The organism is Nocardia mexicana NBRC 108244 (assembly GCF_001613165.1).
Taxonomy (GTDB): domain Bacteria; phylum Actinomycetota; class Actinomycetes; order Mycobacteriales; family Mycobacteriaceae; genus Nocardia; species Nocardia mexicana.
In genome coordinates, this window is the sequence record NZ_BDBV01000043.1 from 36,662 (window position 1) to 55,082 (window position 18,421).

Genomic DNA, 18,421 nt, shown 5'->3' on the forward strand with positions numbered 1-18,421 from the left:
GTAGGTATCGATGGCTGAGCTGCCCGGCTGGCTGGGCTGGCTGGAGTGGGTGGCCGGCTCGGAATGGCCCGACGGCGACCCGGATCGGATGTGGGACGGCGTCGGCAAGCCGTGGCGCACCGCGGCCGGTGACCTGCGCGACCTCCTGGACGACATCCAGGACGCCAAGACGGCCTCGCTGGCCGCCTATCCGCAGGGCGACGGCACCGAGAAGATCACCAAGGCCTTCGATCAGCTGCTGCACGGCGAGGCGTCGCTGGAGCAGCTGGCCAAGCACTTCGACGCGATGGCCGAGACGGCCGACGGCGTCGGCACCGAAATCGAATACACCCAGCTGATGTTCATCACGTCGCTGGGACTGCTGGCCGCCGAGATCGCGGCGGCGTGGATCTTCCCGCCGACGGCACCGGCGGTGGAGGCCGCGGCGATCGCTGGTACCCGCATCGGCCTGCGCCTGCTCAGCGCGGGGGCCAGAAGGGCCGTGCAGCAGATCGTCCGGCGGCTGGTCTCGTCGTCGACGCTGAAGTTCCTCGCCAAACACGTCGCCATCGATACCGCGCTGGGCACCATCCAAGAGGTCGGAATCCAGGCGTATCAGGTCAACGAGGGCCATCGGAAGAACATCAATCTGGAGCAGGTGGCCGTCACCGCGATCAGTTCGGCGGCCGGTGGCGCCGCCGCCGGACCGCTCGGCGACAAGATCGGTAAGGCGCTGGGGAGCAAGCTCGGTGACTCGCTGGGCGGCAAGCTCGTCAACGGCGCGATCACCGGGACCACCGCCGGTCTCGCCGGGGCGGGTGCGGGCTATCTGGCGGCCACCGGCACCCAGATGGCCATCGACACTTACAAATACGGCTTCGACAAGGCCTGGGCGAACGCGAAGGCGGCGGGTATCGATCCGCTCATGTTCACCGCGGGGGCCTCCAACGGCGCGCTGAGCGGCGCCAACAAGGCTGGGGCGAACCACTTTTGGAACAGCCACAACCCGGATCTGGCGAATCGTCCCAGCTTCGGGTCGCGGATGGACGATGTGTTCAACCAGATGAACCAGCCGGGCGGGGATCCGGGTGGTAACAACCCGGGTGGTAACGAGCCGGGCGGGAACCAGCCCGGGAATCAGCCGGGTGGGAATCAGCCTGGGAATCAGCCCGGCGGGAATCAGCCCGGTGGAGACCCGGGTGGTGACCCACGGGGTGACGGCAGTGCGCCTCGCGATCCGGCACGGGCCGGTGAGGCACCGGGCGGGCAGAACGGTAGCGATCCGTCGAACGTGCAGGGCGCCCCGCAGGGTGGTTCGGACGAAACCGGTGGTGCCCCAGAGGGTTCCGGTGGTCAGAACGGCAACGACCCGTCGAACGTGCAGGGCGGCGGTTCGGACGAAACCGGTGGTGCGCCCGCGGATCCCGAGGGTGCCGGGATGCCGGAAGGAGATGGGGGCGAGGAAGGCGGCGCTCCCGAGGGCGGCGCGAAACCCGACGATGTGGCGGGCGACGACGGTGCCGAGGAGCCGGGTGGTGGCGCCGACGACAGTGCCAAGGTGCAGCCCGCCGCCGGGCAGACGCCCGAGGAGGGCGCGCCGCCGGAGGGCGAGGCTCCCGCCGCGGAACCGGAACAATCTGCGGGACCGGAGAATTCGGGTGAACAGCGGCCGCCCGGGGGGAACGCCCCCGGTGCCGGTCGCCCCGAACAGGGAGCGACGCCCGAGCAGCAGGCCGGCGACGACGGCCAGGCCGGTGGTGGTGCGCCACCGCAGAGCGGCTCGAGCCCGCTGAGCGCATCGGACGGTGGTGACCAGGCCGCCGGCGCCGATAACGGTGTGGGACAAGCTGATTCCGGTAAGGCCGAGGGTCCGGACGGGCAGCAGGACGGGCGAGCCGGTGTACCGCAGCCGGATGCGAAGACATCCGGCGAGTCCGCCGCCGACGGTGGGACGCCGAAGGGCGATACCGAAGCCGGTGCTCAGAAGGCCGCGGATCCGGTCGACGGTGTCACGCCGCAGAGCGATACCGAAGCCGGTGGCGCCCAGAAGGGCGATTCGACCGGTAATGGCGCCGCTCCGGTGGTGGGCGCTCCGGTGGCGGGTGCCCCGATCGCGGGCGGCACCCCGGCGGGCACACCGGGCGCCGGGGCGCCCCCGGTAGCGAGCGGTGGCGAAAACCCCAGTGGCGGTTCGTCTCCCGCAACGCCGAAGGCCAGTCCGGTGGGCGAGGCGCGTGGTACCGGAGAAGGCGCCGGCGGGGAACAGCCGAAGGGTTCCCAGCCGCGCGCCGGAACGCCGGAGGGCCGCGGCGGCGAGGCACGTTCCGGTGCGGAGCAGCCGCGCGCGGGCGCCGGAAGCGGTTCCGGTGCACCGAAGGGTCGCGCGGACGCAACGAGTTCGCTACCGCAGGGCGGTGATTCGGGCGTACAGGCGGCATCGAGCGGGAAAGAGGCGCCGCGCAGTCAGGACGGCGCGGCCGGGAAGCCCGGGGAATCCGACGGTTCCGCACCCTTCGTCGTGCCGGTCGCGGTCGGCGCCGAACCGGCTCCCTCGCCGCGTCCGGCCCCCGCCGCCGGCGGTGGAGGCAAGGAACCGCCGTCCGGCCCGCCCAAGAAGCCCGCCGGGTCGCCGGACGATCCGGGCGACGGCTCGGGCCCGAAGCAACCGGAGTCCGGGGACGGTTCGGATCCCGACAAATCGGCGCCTCCGAAGGATCCGGAAGCGCCGGAAGGCCCTGGGAAACAAAAGGATTCGGAAGCGATCGAGCCGACCTCGGTCGACAGGCCGGAGCGTTCGCGCGACTTCGTCGTGGAGATCAACGGCGAGCAGGTGACGGTGCGGTGCGTTCCCGACGGGGAAGGCGGCTGGAGACCGGCGCGTGACGGCGAGCCCGGCCCCGCACACCGCGACTCCGATGCCCCGGCCCGCGCCGAGGGATCCCAGCCGCCTCGCAAGAAGTCGGCGCTGCGGCGCGCGCTGGACCGGCTGCGGAAGATGTTCAACGAGCACGGCCACACCCCGATTGCCAAGCACCCCTCCGGATCTCGGCTCGATTCGCGCGGACAGTCGGCGGCCATCGACGGCGCCACCCGCATTCCCGACCTTGTCGACCCGCCGCCCGCGCCGCCGGCGCAGCCCCCGCCGTCGGACCTGCCGCAGTTCAAGGCCCCACCGGATTCGGGTGGGACGCCGGAGGATCCGCTGGCCCGGATCGGCCAGATCATCCAGCTGATGATCGCGAACATCGAGCATGTTCCGCTGCTGCGGCGGCTGACGTCCAAGATCGTCCTGCAGGTCGGCGAGCACGTGCCGCTGCGCGCGTCCGACGGCAGCGAATACAAGCCGTGGATCACCGACGTCGAGCCGGAAGCGGCCCGCGCCGGTGTCGTCGAAAGCCTGGAGCAGGGACTGATTTCGCCGCGCGACGGCTTCGAGGATCTGCTCGATCTGCTGAAGGTGACGCGGGATTCGGAGACGGGCCTGCCGACGGATCCGGACCTGCACCGCCGGATCATCGGGGATCTGGTGCGCTTCGACCTGGTCTCGCCGCGGCAGGCCCGGGCGGCGCTGCGGGACCTGTACGAGTCGGTCACCGATACCGAGCTGCGTGAGCGGATCGTCAACGACTTGGCCAACAACGGCCTGGCGCACAACGACGTCGCCATGGCGTTGGAGTTCGGGGACCTCGCGGATGCCCACGCCGATCTCGTCGCGAGACTGCAGGACGGAACCCTGTCCCCGGAGGACTGCAGGCAGCGCCTGCTGGAACTGCGGGACCTGGTGTCCGATCCCGATCTGCGACAGCAGATTCTCGACGACCTCACGAACCGGAACCTGATCACCGACGAGCAGGCGCGTGCGCTCGAGCACGAACCGGCGCTCGACCCCGCCGACGCGATTCCGAAACAACCGCCGCCCGAGGGCCCGCCGCCCGAGAACGAGACGTTGTCGGAGATGGCCGCCCGGCTCGGTTTCCCACTGCCGGACGAGAATCCGTCCACCATCCGGCGGATGCTGGACGAACAGCAGTACCGCTGCCTGCGCACGACCGGCGCGATCGAGGGGCTCGGCGAGGCCGCCCGGCGCTACAACGAGGAGATGGCTCGCCCCTACGGGGACGGCGACGAGTCTGCGCCCGTTCCGCGTGGCGAGCGCGACTTCTACAGCGAGAACCCGATGGGCGACTTCCTCACCGAGGTGATCGATGCCTTCGGCGGGGATACCGGCCTGCGGAATACGCCGGGCGTCCTCACCGGCGAAGACACGATCAGTGAGTGGCACCACGTCTCGCCGAATCCCGAATCGGATCGCGACGGCGGCCTGCCTCCGTACTATTCGAATGCGCTGCGTCGCGATCAGCTGCAGGACGAATTGTCCACGTGGACACAGCTGTTCGGGCTCGGGTTCGACGATGTGAATTCGGCGAACCTGGACGCGACGCTGGACCGCCTGCGGGACGAGAACAACGCGCGCATGGCCCGTCTCGCCGAGCTGGCGGCGGTCGCCGAGGCGGATCTGCCGCCCGCTCCGCTCAACGACCAGGCGGTGCGGGTGCCGGTCGACGGCGAATCGGATCGGCTGGTCATCGTCGACGGTGAGCGCGACCGCAACGACGTGCTGGCCGACCTGCTGGCCGAAAACCCGGATCTCGGAAGGCAATTGAACGACGGAGAGGTGACACTCGACTATCGGCAGACGCGTACCGACGCCGACGGGGAGATCCGCCTGGATCCGGTCGACACGCCGGAGGTATATCACCATCGCGAGACCGTCGACGGCCGGGACGTGGTCGCGACGCTGGTTCGTGACGGCGACGGCGAGTGGCGTGCGGTGCCGCACACGGTCGATCCGGTGTCGACCGTCGAACCTGCCGATGGCACACCGGATCTCGCGTCGCCGCGGTCGCGGGAGGAACTGCTGCGCGATCTGGTCGATGTGGCGCGGGACCTCGGGTTGGGCCCCGCGGATGTGGTCCGGCTGCTGCAGCCCGGCGGCGAACAGATCATCACCGATATGAAGCTGGGCAACGCCCTGCGCGCCGGGCAGCTCGAGGCGCTGTCCGACTTCGCCCGGACGATGCGCGATATCGGGACCTACTACGGATTGCAGGACGGCGGGCCCAGGGCCGATGATCCGGCGGGGCGGGCGCAGCTGGCGCAGACGCTCGGGCTGTCGGAGGCGGCGCTGACGCCGGCGAGCCTGGCGGACCGAATCACCGATCCGAGCAACGGATTTCTCCGTCGCAGGCAGCAGATGCGGGCGCTGTGCGGGTACGCCGTCCGGCTGCGCGCCGTCGATGCCGAAGCCTTCGCCGCGGCGCGAGCCCGGCTTGCCGAGGACCTCGGGATCCCGGAGTCGTCGCTGTATCCGGACGAGTACAAGAACGACCCCGAAACCGGCGCCCGCCGCAAGCACAAGAACTCCGACTCGACGTCGATCGATCCGGCGAAGTTGCGAAAAGCGCTGGCTCGGTTGGCGAAACAGGGCCGGCGATCCCAGGCGCACGACGCGATGGAGGAGTTCGCGCGTGCCCTGATCGATATCGACCCGTACTCGGAGGTCTCGCGTGGCGATCACGCCGCCGATCCGCGGGTCGCCGATCCCGAGGCGGCGGTGCACGATACCGACGCGTTGCCGAGCCTGCAGGAGATCATCGCGGATGCCGTGCAGACCGGCGATCCGGCTGCCTTCGGCCAGGCCGTCGCGGACGCGATCGCGCGTGCGGAGGCGGACGGCGGCACCCTCGACGACCATACGGGTCCGCGCCCCGAACCGGGCGGCGACTGGTCGCGTGTGGTCGGTGTCGGTCTGCCGCACCCGGACGATCCGAGCTTCCTGGAGGTCTACACGGCCTACCAGGACGGCAATATCGAAAACCACGAGGGCCCTCAGGATCTGGGCGCCGAGGTCGGGGACCTGCGCGACGAGGTGCGGCACCGCCAGCAGCAGATCAACACCCTCGCCGCCTTGGCCGCACAGTTGCGGGAGGTGCAGGGGCTCGAAGCAGCGGATCCGGGTGTCGGCCCCGGAGACGGACCCGCCGCGCCCACCCCACCGCCGGGGCCCTCGCCGCTGGACGGGGCGACTCCGCCGGGTGGTCAGACGCCCGGTGGTCCGAAGCCGCCGGGTGGTCCGACGCCGGACGGTCCGACTCCGCCGAATGGAGCGACTCCGCCGAATGGGGCGACTCCGCCGAATGGGGCGACCCCGCCGAATGGGGCGACTCCCGCGGCAGGCTCGGTGCCGAAACATGGAGACGGCTCGGCGGCGGACACCGATGCGAATGCGCCCTCGCCGAAAGCTGATGAGCCGCAGGGGGAATCGTCCGACCAGAAGTCTCAGCTCGAGGCCGAGTCCCCCCGTCGGCAGGGCGATGCGGATCAGGAGTCGCGCCGTCGGCAGGATGGCGCGGATCAGGAGTCGCGGCGTCGGCAGGATGACACGGATCAGGAGTCCCGGCGTCGGCAGGACGATGCGGATCAGGAATCGCGGCGCCGACAGGACGATGCGGAACAAGAGTCGCGGCGCAGGCGCGATGATGCGGAGACCGAATCGCGTCGTCGGCGGGATGATGCCGAGGCCGAGTCGCGTCGTCGGCAGGATGATGCCGAGGCCGAGGCCCGTCGCCGGCGGGACGATGCCGAATCCGAGGCCCGGCGTCGAAAGGACGATGTCGAATCGGAGGCGCGTCGTCGGCAGGACGATGCCGACGCGGAATTCCGGCGCCGACAGCAGGAGATCGAGGCGGAATTTCGGCGCCAGCAGGAGGAGATCGACGCCGAATTCCGGCGTGTGCAGGAAGATCTGGCGCAGTTGCGGCGCGAGCTGTTCGGCGAATCCGACGGGCCGGACGGTCGTGATCGCGGCGACGAGCCACCCGATCCGGCGCCGACGGGAGCCGCACCGCCGCATCCCGACAAGCCCGGCGACGGCGGCGGCGCGCAGCGAATTCCGGAAGAGTCCACACCCCGGCAGGAGCGGGCCGAGCGCGACCAGGCCTATGCGCGGGATGCGCTGGGCGCCGCCGACGAATACCAGCGGCACATGGACGAGCTGGACGAGATCTATCGGGAAATGTTCGGCGGTGGTGTGATTCGACCGCGCAACATACTCGACGACCCCGCCCAGCGGGCCTGGGCGAACGAGGCCTACGAGGCGATCCGCCAGTCCGTGGGCGACGTCCGCGATATGCACGAGAACCTCGCGGATGTCGTGCGCTCGGACGGCACGATCGGATTCACCGACCGCGAAATTCGTCAGATCAAGAAGCACCTGTTCCTCGACGAGCACAGGCTCGACATAGTCGACCGCAACGGTCGCGTGGTCGGGGAGGAAACCAGGCGCTTCGACGCCGACGCGGATATCGCCGAGGCGTGGATGCGGCTGTCGCGCGGTGAACCACTGCCCGCGGATATCACGCTCTTGGAGCACGAGCTCGCCGAGTCCGACTACATGCGGCGAAACCCGGGGGCCAGCTATCGGAAGGCCCACGATTACGCTAACTCGAAGGCCGACTGGCAAAACAATATTCCGGAACGCACCGGCGAGAACTACGAGAGGTGGGCCGAAAAGGATGGCGTTGTACGTGGTGTTCCGGAAAGCGACGGAAACGCCGACCGAGGTGACCTACCGGTTCGGGAACAGCGAGACGGACCTGAACCGCGAGCTGGTGATCAGCAAGGACGGCGAGGACATCAGAGCGGGGGGCGGCTCGACGGACACGTTGACGCTGAAGGTGGCCGCGCGCATTCTGTCGGCGATGCGGACGGACGGGACCTGGCCGGGCGGGGGCGGGATTCAGGCCTAGCCGATCCGGAACCGGGCCCGGCCGATCCCCGCACGGATGCGGCCGACGGTGAGCTGGGGCCCGGTGACTCCGATGCGCCCCGGCGTCCGGATATTCACGACGACTGGACGCGGCTGGATCCCGGTCAGGTCGCCGATCGGCTCCGCGACGAATTCGGTATCCGGGACATCGATTTCGCCGATGCCGACCCGGACGTGGTGCGCGAGATCGCCAGGGCGGTCGAGGAAGTACTCACGAAGTACCCGAGGTCCGAGTACCCGCAAATAGATCTGCGGGCCATTCGGGTGGAAACGCTCGCGGACGGACGTTTCGCCAAGACGGTGGCGCATCCGCGGCCCGGCGACCGCAACGGGCAGTATTCCGAACTCGTCGTCAATCGCACCGTGGCCACGAACCTGGCCTACTTCAACAGCTCGGTCGACCTCAATATCGGTGACGGCCGCTTCCACCAGAGCTTCCATGACCGCCCGGTGCGCAGCATCGTCCTGCACGAGATGGGTCACGTCCTCGACAACGCCGGTTCCCCGCTCACCCGGATGCGCCTGGACGGCGGCACGCCCATCGATATGGTGCGGGCGTACATGCGGGCGCATCCGGACGGGGACATGGTCCAGTTCGAGCGGTGGATGCAGCAGCTCAGCGGCTACAGCTTCCACGACTCGGCCAAGACGAACCTGAATCCGGGGGAGGCGCTGGCGGAGGCCTTCGCGGACGTGATGCTGCGCGGCCGGGACGCGGTGAGCGAACCGGCCCGGGCGCTGTACGACATGCTGGAGGCCGCCGCCCGGTCGGCGGCGCCGATCGCCCCGGAGCCCGGGCCCGCCGCCCGCCCCGACGGCCCGGGCCGGACGGACTACGCCCGCGGCCGCTTCGACGACCAGGTCGACGGCCCGGAGTCCGGCAAACACGAGGTTCCCGATCCGCCTCCCGAGGCCCCACCCCGGCCCGAGGACGAATGGACGGACCGCAGTCCCCAAGAGATCAAGGAGATCCTGGAGGACCGGCACGGCCTGGACGTGTTCGGATTCGACCTGCCCGGAATCGATGCCGACATGGTGCGCGATATCGCCCGCGCTACCGACGACATGCTGAACAAGCATCAGCAGATCACGCTGCGCCGCGTCGGCATCGGTGATATCGACCCGATTGCCAACGCGCGCCGCGCCATCGATCCGGATACCGGGCGCATCATCACCGACACCATCACCTTCAACCAGCGCTACGCCGACAGCGCCGCGAGCTTCCGCGAGCTGATCCGCAAGGCCGTGGACATCGAATGGTTCCGTCCCGGAACGGAACTGGACCCCGTATACGCCGTCATGCTGCACGAGTTCGGGCATGCGCTGGACAACGCCGGACAGCTGCGACTCGAGGAGACCATCGAGTACGAACTGCTCCAGCACTTCATGGCGACCCATCCGGACCGCTCGATCGCCGACTACGAGCCGTGGCTGGCGCAGCTGAGCGACCGCAGTTTCCACAGTGTCGAGAATCCCGACGGCACGGTCACCGTCGACAGAACGGACCTCAAAACCCGCGAGGCGATCGCCGAGGCCTTCGTCGACGTCGAACTCAACGGCCGAAATGCCAGTGAACCAGCGCGTTTTATTTACGAGCAATTGATTCGGGCGAGCCTTGCGGGCGACACCGGCCCGGCCCCGCGGGAACTGCCCGATTCCGCCACCGACCACCAGGAGCTACCGGGCGACGGCCACGAGCCCGGAACCCCCGGTGACGATGCGGGGGATGATGCACTGCCACTGCCGAATCCGAACGACGCCGAGCTGACCCGGGAGCGGGAAGGGCGGGCGCAGGAGGAGGTCCGGCAGGCGATCTACGGTGACCAGGCGGAGCCCGACGGCTGGCAGGGCCACTTTCCGGACGAGAACTTCGTGCGGGTCTGGGAAGTGTTGTCGCACACCACGGCCGGGCGCGAGGCCATAGCCGTGCTGCGCGAGGCCGGAGCGTCCGTGCGGTTCGCCGATCTCGGCGCCGAACGTGAGGCCGCCGCCCTCGCCGAGGCCGCAGCCCGGGCCGGTGACAGCCTCGAGGGACCGGGCACGGACCGGGACGATACCGGCGGCACGCCGGACGAGCCCGGATTGCCTGTGGGAGAAGCGGATACGTTCAACGACCGCACCCTCGACATCGTCGTCGACACGCACGACCGCTCCGACGCGGAGAAGGCGGCCGCCGTCGTACGGGCGGCGGAACGCGTGCGGGCGATCCTGTCCGGGGACGTCGAGGTGCTGCCCTCCCGGATCGCGGTGCTGGACCTGGCGGATCACCTTGCGGCGCAGGAACGTATCGAGGCCGCCGCGTTCGGCCGCGAACTCGATTTCGAGGACCAGCTGAACGGCGCGGGGATCGGGTTCGATCCCGCGGTGCGGCCCGAGGACGCCGACGCGCTGTACCGCGAAGAGATGCGAGAGGTCTATCGCTACGCCGGGCGGTCGGCGGCCGACGCCGCACTGCGTGCGAATCCCGACCTGTCCGCGTCGCAGCTGCGCGGAATCGCCCACGATGCCGGAGTCGATGCGCTGCTGGCGGATTCGCGATACGGCGAGTTCGGGCGGCCGGGCTCGGAGGCCGCCTACCGCCCCGTGCACGGGGCGGAATGGGAGGCGGCGAGACGGCCGCAACCGCCGGACGGTGCGCCGGAGTCCTGGCCGGACTACGCACCGCGGACAACGGAATCCGCACAGCAGGTGCAACAGTTGGTGCGCGAGCACGCGGCGGCCACCCGGGAGTTGCGGCGGCTCCGAGCCGACTGGGACCGGGTGTTCGCCCGGCTGCAGGGCGACGGCGACGGCCGGATCCCCGAGTCCGAACTGGCCGAGAGCAGGGCGGCCCGGCTCGAGCAGATGCGAAAGAAGCTTGTCTTCGCGGACGGTTACGTCGCCATGAATCTGCAGCTGATCACCGAGATGACGGCACGGCACGATGCCGTGGCCGCCCGGCTGGCGGATATCGAGCGCGCGATCGCTACCAGGGTCGGGGAGGATCTGCTCGACACGTTGGCGGTCGATGTCGGACGATCGGTGCGGGACGCCGAGCTGGAGCCCGCGGATCTGGTCCGGGTCGTCGTCGACGAGTCGGGGGCAGTGCGGGTGGTCCGTGCTACGGACGCCATGCGTGCCGCGGAGTCCGGGGCGCACCCGCGGGCCGACGATCCGAGTCGACCGGACGAAGCCGTCGACAACGCGCCGCAGCAGGAGAATTCGAGCACCTACCGGCGAAGGACGCTCAGCGACACCGTTGCCGAGGCATGGCAATGGCTGCTCCGGGAAGCCGCGCGGACTACCGGCAAGTGGCCGCAGGGAAGTCACGTCGGCGACTGGGCGGTGAAGTTCCTGGAGCGGCACGGAATCGACATCCGCCTGAGCGGCGAACCGGAGGCTCGGTCGTCGCAGGTGATCGAGGGGGACGTCACGGTCGGCCCGGCCCTCGGATATCACCCGGCGACGAATACCGTGGTGCTGAGCGCGTTCTCGGGCGGGACGCGGCGAATCGCCGACGCGATCCGGGCGGCCGCGATGGCCGACATGCTGCGGGAAACACCGGGCTGGGTGCGGGAACGGCTGACCATGCAACGGGCGGAGTATGTCGGCCTGATGCTCGACCGGCAGGCCGAGGCCCATGCGCTGGCCTTCGAGAATATTCGCGTCGCCCGGGGCGGCGACGGCGGTCGCGACAAGTTCTACGACAAATACCGCGACAAGCTGGAGATCGTCTACCTCGACGCGTATCGCGACGCACTGAAGATCGCGAAGGACCTGTACCGCAACAGCTCCGTCGTGCATCCCTCGGCGTTGGAGGCCGCGGCCTACCGTGCCGGTGTGCGGGCCGTGCGCGCACAATTCCAGGCTCTCGGCCCGGCGGTGGGCGACAGCAATTACGCCACCCGCTACGGTGCCGCATGGGACCGTGCACACGGCGCTCCGCCCGCCGCCGAAACCACTCCGGCACCGCCGTCTACCGATACTCCCGCGAGTCGCACCCGGCGCACCCTCGCTTTCGCCCAGGAGATCGAGACGAATCGGGAGCTGCGGAACGCGGGCCGCCGGATCGCGATCGGACCCGTGGAGCGGGCCTACACCGACGCCTACGACAAGGCGCATCAGAAGGCGACGAAGGCCGCGGAACGCTCGCCGGATGCGCCGAATCCGGACCGGGTCGCCTACGAGGCGGGCCTGAAAGGCATACGCCGCTATATCGATAAGGTCGGGCTGGATAAGGCCGAGATCGCCTTCGACGCGGTCCGTGCGGACAGCGACCGGCCGCATCGGCGCTGGGGTCGCCCGCCGGAGTCGATGAGTGACGGCATACCGAATGACTCCGTTGCTGCGACAAGGGATTCCGCTCATCTGGATGCCGATGAACTGCTCTCGGCGGCCGCCCGCAAGATCGATGCGGAACTGACGAACCATCCCGATGCGGAGTGGCTGACCCCCGAGGTGGTGCGCGTTCCGGCGCCGGAGGGCCGGTGGCCGCGAATGGTGATCCTCGCCGAGGCGGGCGGTCACATCGATGCGCTGAACCGGCTGGCACAGAGCCACTCGCAGTACGTCGATGTGCTGTGGAATCGTTCGCACGCCCTCGACTACCGTGTGGTCGCGGCCGGGCCGGACGGTCAGCCGGAGCTGACCCGCATCGCGAGCAGGGACGCGGAGGGCCCGTACCGAGCCCCGGATTGGTCGGAGGCCCGCGCCCAGATGCTGGCGCACTACCTGCGCTACCGCAGCGAAGGCAGCACCACTCTCGGTTTCGATGCTTGGATGCGGCAGCTGGGCGAGGGCGCCTTCTCCGAACCTTCCAAGTCTCGATTCGGGCGCACCAAGAGCTCGGGCGGACTTGTCGACTGGTTCCTGTCCGTCGGATTCCGTATGGCGCAGGCCGATCCGGGGATCGGGGTGACGCATCCCGCGCATGTGGCACAGCAGCTGATGATGCGCCGCATACCGCTGGACTCGACCCAGGGACCGCCGCCGCGCGATTACCTGCACTTCGCATTGCACACCATCGACGTCGGTGGGGTTCCGCTGGCCGTCCAGTTCGAGCGCACCAGCGACGGCGGCTGGCGGGTGCCCGCTCCGGCCGGGGCGGGATTCATGACCGACGCGCTCGCGCATCACCTGCAGGGCATGGCGGATACCGACGCGGACCGGCTGAAGGCACGGATCGTTGCCACCCTCCGCGACGGCGCGGCGCCGCTGAACGCCCGCGGGGCGGAACTCCCCGGCAGGCTGAAGCGGATCTCCGATCGGCTGCTGGGGCAGCGCAACGAGCCGGATGCGCCGGAATCCGATGCGCCCGGACGTTCCGAGGGCTCCGGTCGCCGGGACGGCGATCGATCCGGGAACGAGGACCGAGGCACCGATTCCGCGACGGCGGCGCCGGTGAAAGATCGGACCGATTCGCGAGAACCGCTGGCGGACAACGGTACCGAGCATCAGGGTTCGCCGGTCGACCATCCGGACGGGACGACCACACAGCCGCCCGCCGACAAGTGGTCGCGGCTGGATCGCGGCGGCATCCTGCTGGAACTGCAGTTCCACCACCCGCGCGTGGAGATTCACGGCTTCGACGCCGACATCGATGTGGCCACGCTGCGCGAGTACGCCCGCGCGGTCGACGAGGTTCTCACCCGGCATCCCGATATCGATCTGCGCCGCATCGACATCGCCCCGCTCGACGGCAACCGGCACGGCCAGGCCGTCTGGCGCAAGCGGGCCGACGGCACCTACTACGCCGAATCCATCACGCTCAACCGGGATCTCGCCACGAACCCGGACGAGTTCCGGGCGTCGAAGCAGCGGGCCGAGGACACCGGGCATTCGCCGCGCGGGGTGGCGGACCGGCCGGTGTACGCCACGATCGTGCACGAGCTCGGCCACGCGCTCGACTACGCGGGTGGCAAGCGGGCGCGGGTGCTGGCCGAGGACGTGCTGATCGCGCACTACCGGGCCACCCGGCCGGACGGTGACGCCGCGGGGTACATCGCCTGGGTGCGGCAGCTCAGCGGGTACAGCTTCGACCGCGGAATTTTCGATCCGGGCGAGGCATTGGCCGACGCGTTCCTCGACGTAACGCTCAACGGCCGCAACGCCTCCGAGCCCGCACAGGTGCTGCACGCACTGCTGAACGCCGAGGCGCTGGCCGGGCCGGATGGCGCCGAGGGTCCGATTCCGCACCCGGACAACCGAATCGGGGACGGTCGCATGCGCGGCGCGGATGCCGCAAAGGGGCCGGAACCCGATGCGGGACCGCCCCACGAAGTCGCCGCGGAGTTGCGAGAACTGTGCCGCGCCTACGACATCGCGCCCCGGGATCTGCGGCGCGACCGGCTCGGCCCGGTGCTCGACGACATGCAGGGCCCGCATGCCGAACGCGACCGTGCCCGGCTGGCGGAACTGACCGAACAGTACTGGCGGGCAATGGAATCGGAGGCCAGCGCCCGGCGGCAGGCCGAGCTCGAGCGGTTCGCCGGGCAGCGCGACGCGGCGCGGCGGGAGCTCGCCGAGGCCGCGGCCGAACGCGAGGCAGCGCTGGCCGGTATGCGGGTGGACGAGTCGGAACTCGGCCCGGACCGCGACCAGGACAATCCCGATGTCCGCTCGCTGGAGGAAACCCTTCAGGCACTGCGCAATCGGTCGGTCGAGGCCGGTGATGTCGACGCGTGGGGCGATCGCATCGCCCAACTGGAGCGCGCCGCCCGCCGCTACAACGCCGCCGCCGAGCAACTCGCCGAGGTGAACGCAGTCCTGCGCGGGCTGGCAGAGGATCCGCTGTCGCGGTACCGGCTGTTCGGGGAGATCGACGATCAGCTGGTCGCCTCCGCCGCCGATCACGCCGCGCCCGCGAAACCCGGCGACGATCCGGACGCATCCCCGGATGAACCGAATGCCGGTGGCGGATCGAAGAAGCCGCCCGAGCAGCCGCCGGTGCCGAACGCGCCCGACGACCCCGGCGAGCCGTCCGGTTCCGGGAAACCCGGGGATGCCGACCCCGCGCACACGCCCGACGACGATGCGGCGGTCGGCCCGCCGCAGCCGGACGACGGCGACCCGGCCACGCAATGGGCGAACGGTGAATACGACCGGCTCATGCAGGAGCGCCGAAACCTGGTGCGCGAACTGGAATTCTGGCGCGCCAAGCTGGAGGACCGGGTCGGGCGGCTGTCGGATTCGCAGCGGATTCTCGATGCGCTCGGCGATCGCGGCCGGTTGGCGCGCGAGGTGCTGCTCCGCTACGGCGACGCCGTCGTCCGGCATGTCGACGTCGACCCGCTGGGCGAGGACGCCGAGGGGCACCTCGATAGCAGGGCCGAGCCGCTGGACGTGGCCTACCGCCGCGAAGCACTCGGCAAGATGGTGGACGCGGCCCAGCACGTCTTCCAGCTCGACGATCAACTGCGGCATCTCGATCGCCAGATTCAGGAGCTGGAGCGCAGCGGCGCGGTGAACCGGCCGCCGTCGCAGGAGGTGGCGGACCGGCTGGAGCAGCTGGCCCGGGACCGTGCCGAGGAGCTGCTGCGGATCAAACCGCGGCGCGGCATGCGCGACGACCTGGCCGCGCGGCTGGGCCTGGTGGACGAGAACGGGGTGCTCGACGAGCAGGCGCTGACCGACGACCAGCTCGATGACACGGTGCGCCGCTTGGCATCCGAGCAGCCGGGCCGCACTGCCGAGATCGATGCCCTGCGCGATGCCGCGCGCGATGTGAACGCCGCGCACAACGAGATCGGCCGCATCCAGGACGAAATGGCTCGGACCGCGGGCGTCTGGCGGCGTCTGGTCGAGGATGCGGGCGGGCGCATGATCACCGACACCGTCGGCCTCGTCGACGGGGAGCGTCCCCGGATCATCGTGCTGGGTCCGCGTGCCGCACTGGGGGATTCGCCGCGCGCCCATTTCGATGCCGAATTGGCCCACGTGCTCGACCACAGCGGTGCCGTGGCGCAGGCGATGGTGCGGCCGGAGACCACCGTCGAATTCCACCGGGTCACCGCCGACCGGAACGGCAAGCCGACCGTCACCGAGCTGCCGCCGCCGGATGTGCGGCGCCTCAGCACCGGCTGGCAGGGCGGCCGTCGGATCGATGTCACGCTGTGGCGCGACGGCGACGGCAACTGGCACCCGGTGAACCCGGCCAAGCCGGATCTGGTCACGAACGGCACCTCGGCGACCGTGCCCAAGGCCTTCAAGCCGCGCGATCTGCCGGAGGGCATCAGCGGCTGGGCGGTCGATCCGACGCAGGCGGCGGTCGAGGGCGCGCTCGTGGATCACCAGCCCGGTGCGATCCCGAAGGATCTGTTTCCGGCGATTCCGGGCGGGGAGCCGATGGTCCCGCCGGGGGTGCAGGCCTACGACGTGCCGTTCGCCGGGGTCGTCTACAACACCATGCGGATCATCCTGGAGACGGCGAAGCTGAGCGGCTTCACCTGGTACAACGACCCGGATAATCCGGGGAAGATCCGCCCGGGGTTCAAGGGCCACTACTGGTTCAAGAAGAAGCCCTCCGAGGTGCAGCCGCTGGTCCGCGAGATCGATTGGGGCGCACTGGCCGACGACCAGGGCGAGATCGATCCGGGCTTCATCCGCCAGGAACTCGCGCGCGAGCAGGCGTGGGCGGAGGTACAGCAGTGGGCGAACGACGAATACCGCCGGTACCGGGACGACGTGGCCGACTCCGATGTGGATCGCATCCTCCAGGAGCTGGCGCCGCTGCGGCGTGATCAGTGCGCGCAGGCCGCGCGCGATGTCGTCGACGCGGTCCGCCGACAGCTGGTCGAGGCGGACCGCGGAATCGATCCGCGCGGCGACATCGATGCGCAGCTGCTGCGTATGGACGACGAAATCGACCGTGTGGCAGGCGAACTCGCGAAGAAGTTCCGGGTAGCCGATCCCGGTGTCGTGCGCGACACCATCGACGATATTCGGACGCTGCTGCTCGAGGGTGCGGATGCCGACGCCCTGGCCGCGGTGCTCACCCCGCACATGGACGCCGACATCCCCGACCTGACCCGCGACCAGCTGGTGCAGATCAAGAACCACCTGATGCGCACACCGCTGCTGCGGCTGGATCCCGATACCCACCAGGTGACCCGCCGTCCGCTCGATTGCGTCGCCGATGTCGCCGAGGCGTGGAACCGGCTGGTGGACGGGGACCCGCTGGATCAGGACATCCTGCTGCTGCGCGATGCGCTGGCAGAGGCGCGATTCCTCGCCGCCAACGAGGGGGCCACCTGGCACGAGGCGAATGCGTATGTCGCGGCCAAGGAGGGGCTGCACTGGGACGCCAACCGGCCCCCGCTCACCGACTGGCGTGCCGACATTCCCTACGTCCCGCCCTCGCAGACCACGCGAATGGCCAATGGCGGCAACGGTTCCGGGCCCGCGCTCCCCGGTCCGGGTCCGCGCCCGCAAGGGCCCGACGACTCGGGCGCACTGCCGGGCGAGAGTCCGCACCCGAAGGAGCTTTCCGGTGCTCCCGAGCCGGAGGGCACAGAGCCGAATCCCTTCCGGGACGCGGTCGAGCGGGAGCTGCAGCTGCTGGACGAGACGATGCGTCGCAATGCCGAGGAGGCCGAGCGCGAACATCGGAAGGCGATGCAGCGCCTGGCCGAATTGCAGGCCGAGTTGCAGGGTGGGCCCGACAATTCGGCAGTCGACGGCGCGGACGATTCCGGTCGTGTGCAGACGGGGTCCGGGCCGCTGGCGGGCGATGCGGAGAACCGAGCGGTGGGCAAACCCGATCCGCGGGCGCCGGAAGTCGGTGGGTCGGAGCAGAAGGCGTCGCCGGAAGCCGGTGGGCCCGAACAGAAGCTGCCGCCGGAAACCGGTGGTTCGGAGCCGCAGGCGTCGCCGGAGGAAGGCTCGCAGCCCGAGGGTGAGCCGGAACCCGGTGCGCGGCAATCGGAGCCGAACCCCTTCCGGGACGCCGTCGAGCACGAGCTGCGCCTGCTGGACGAGGCGATGCGTCGCAATGCCGTCGAGGCCGAGCGCGAGCATCGGAAGGCGATGCGGCGCCTTGCGGAGATCCAGGAGGAACTGGAGGCAGGGTTCGACGAACTCGAGCTCGGCGGGGCGGACGATTCCGGTCGGGCGGCGCCCGAGACGGCGGGAGACTCTCGGCAGGACGCACCGGAGTCGACACCGGACGGAGCGCCGCCGCAACCGGAGCCGGAGAGCCAGAGTGACGCCGTAGCACGCGAACTGGAAGAGCTGGATTCCGCATTGCAGCTGCGTGCGGACGAGGCGGAGCGCCGACATCGGCAGTTGATGCAACAGCTGGATGACGCGCAGGCACAAATGCACGCGCGGTTCGACGAGTTGGAGGCCGGGACCGCCCCGGGCAAGGCCACCGACGAAGGCGACGCCGAAAACCGATCACGCACACCCGCAGACCCCGACCCCCACCATCCCTCCAACCCGAGCGGCGACCCCAACCCCGCCGAGCCGCACTCGCCCGCTGAACAGGATGATGACCGCCCCGCCCCGCACTCGCCCGCCGATGAGGGCAACGACGATGTCGCGTCGCACTCGCCCGTCGGCGCCGATGGTGACGGGGAAGGGGGTGCGCCGCGCTCGCCCGTCGGTGAGGGTGGTGATGAGCAAGGGGGTGCGCCGCGC

The 18,421-nt window shown here is 70.1% G+C and carries 1 protein-coding gene; it reads left to right on the forward strand.

The window, feature by feature from the left end; translation table 11 throughout:
• Window positions 1-10 precede the first annotated feature (10 nt).
• The coding region (locus tag NM1_RS17045) for a WXG100-like domain-containing protein (protein WP_444980090.1) at window positions 11-18,421 on the forward strand (18,411 nt) is incomplete at its 3' end.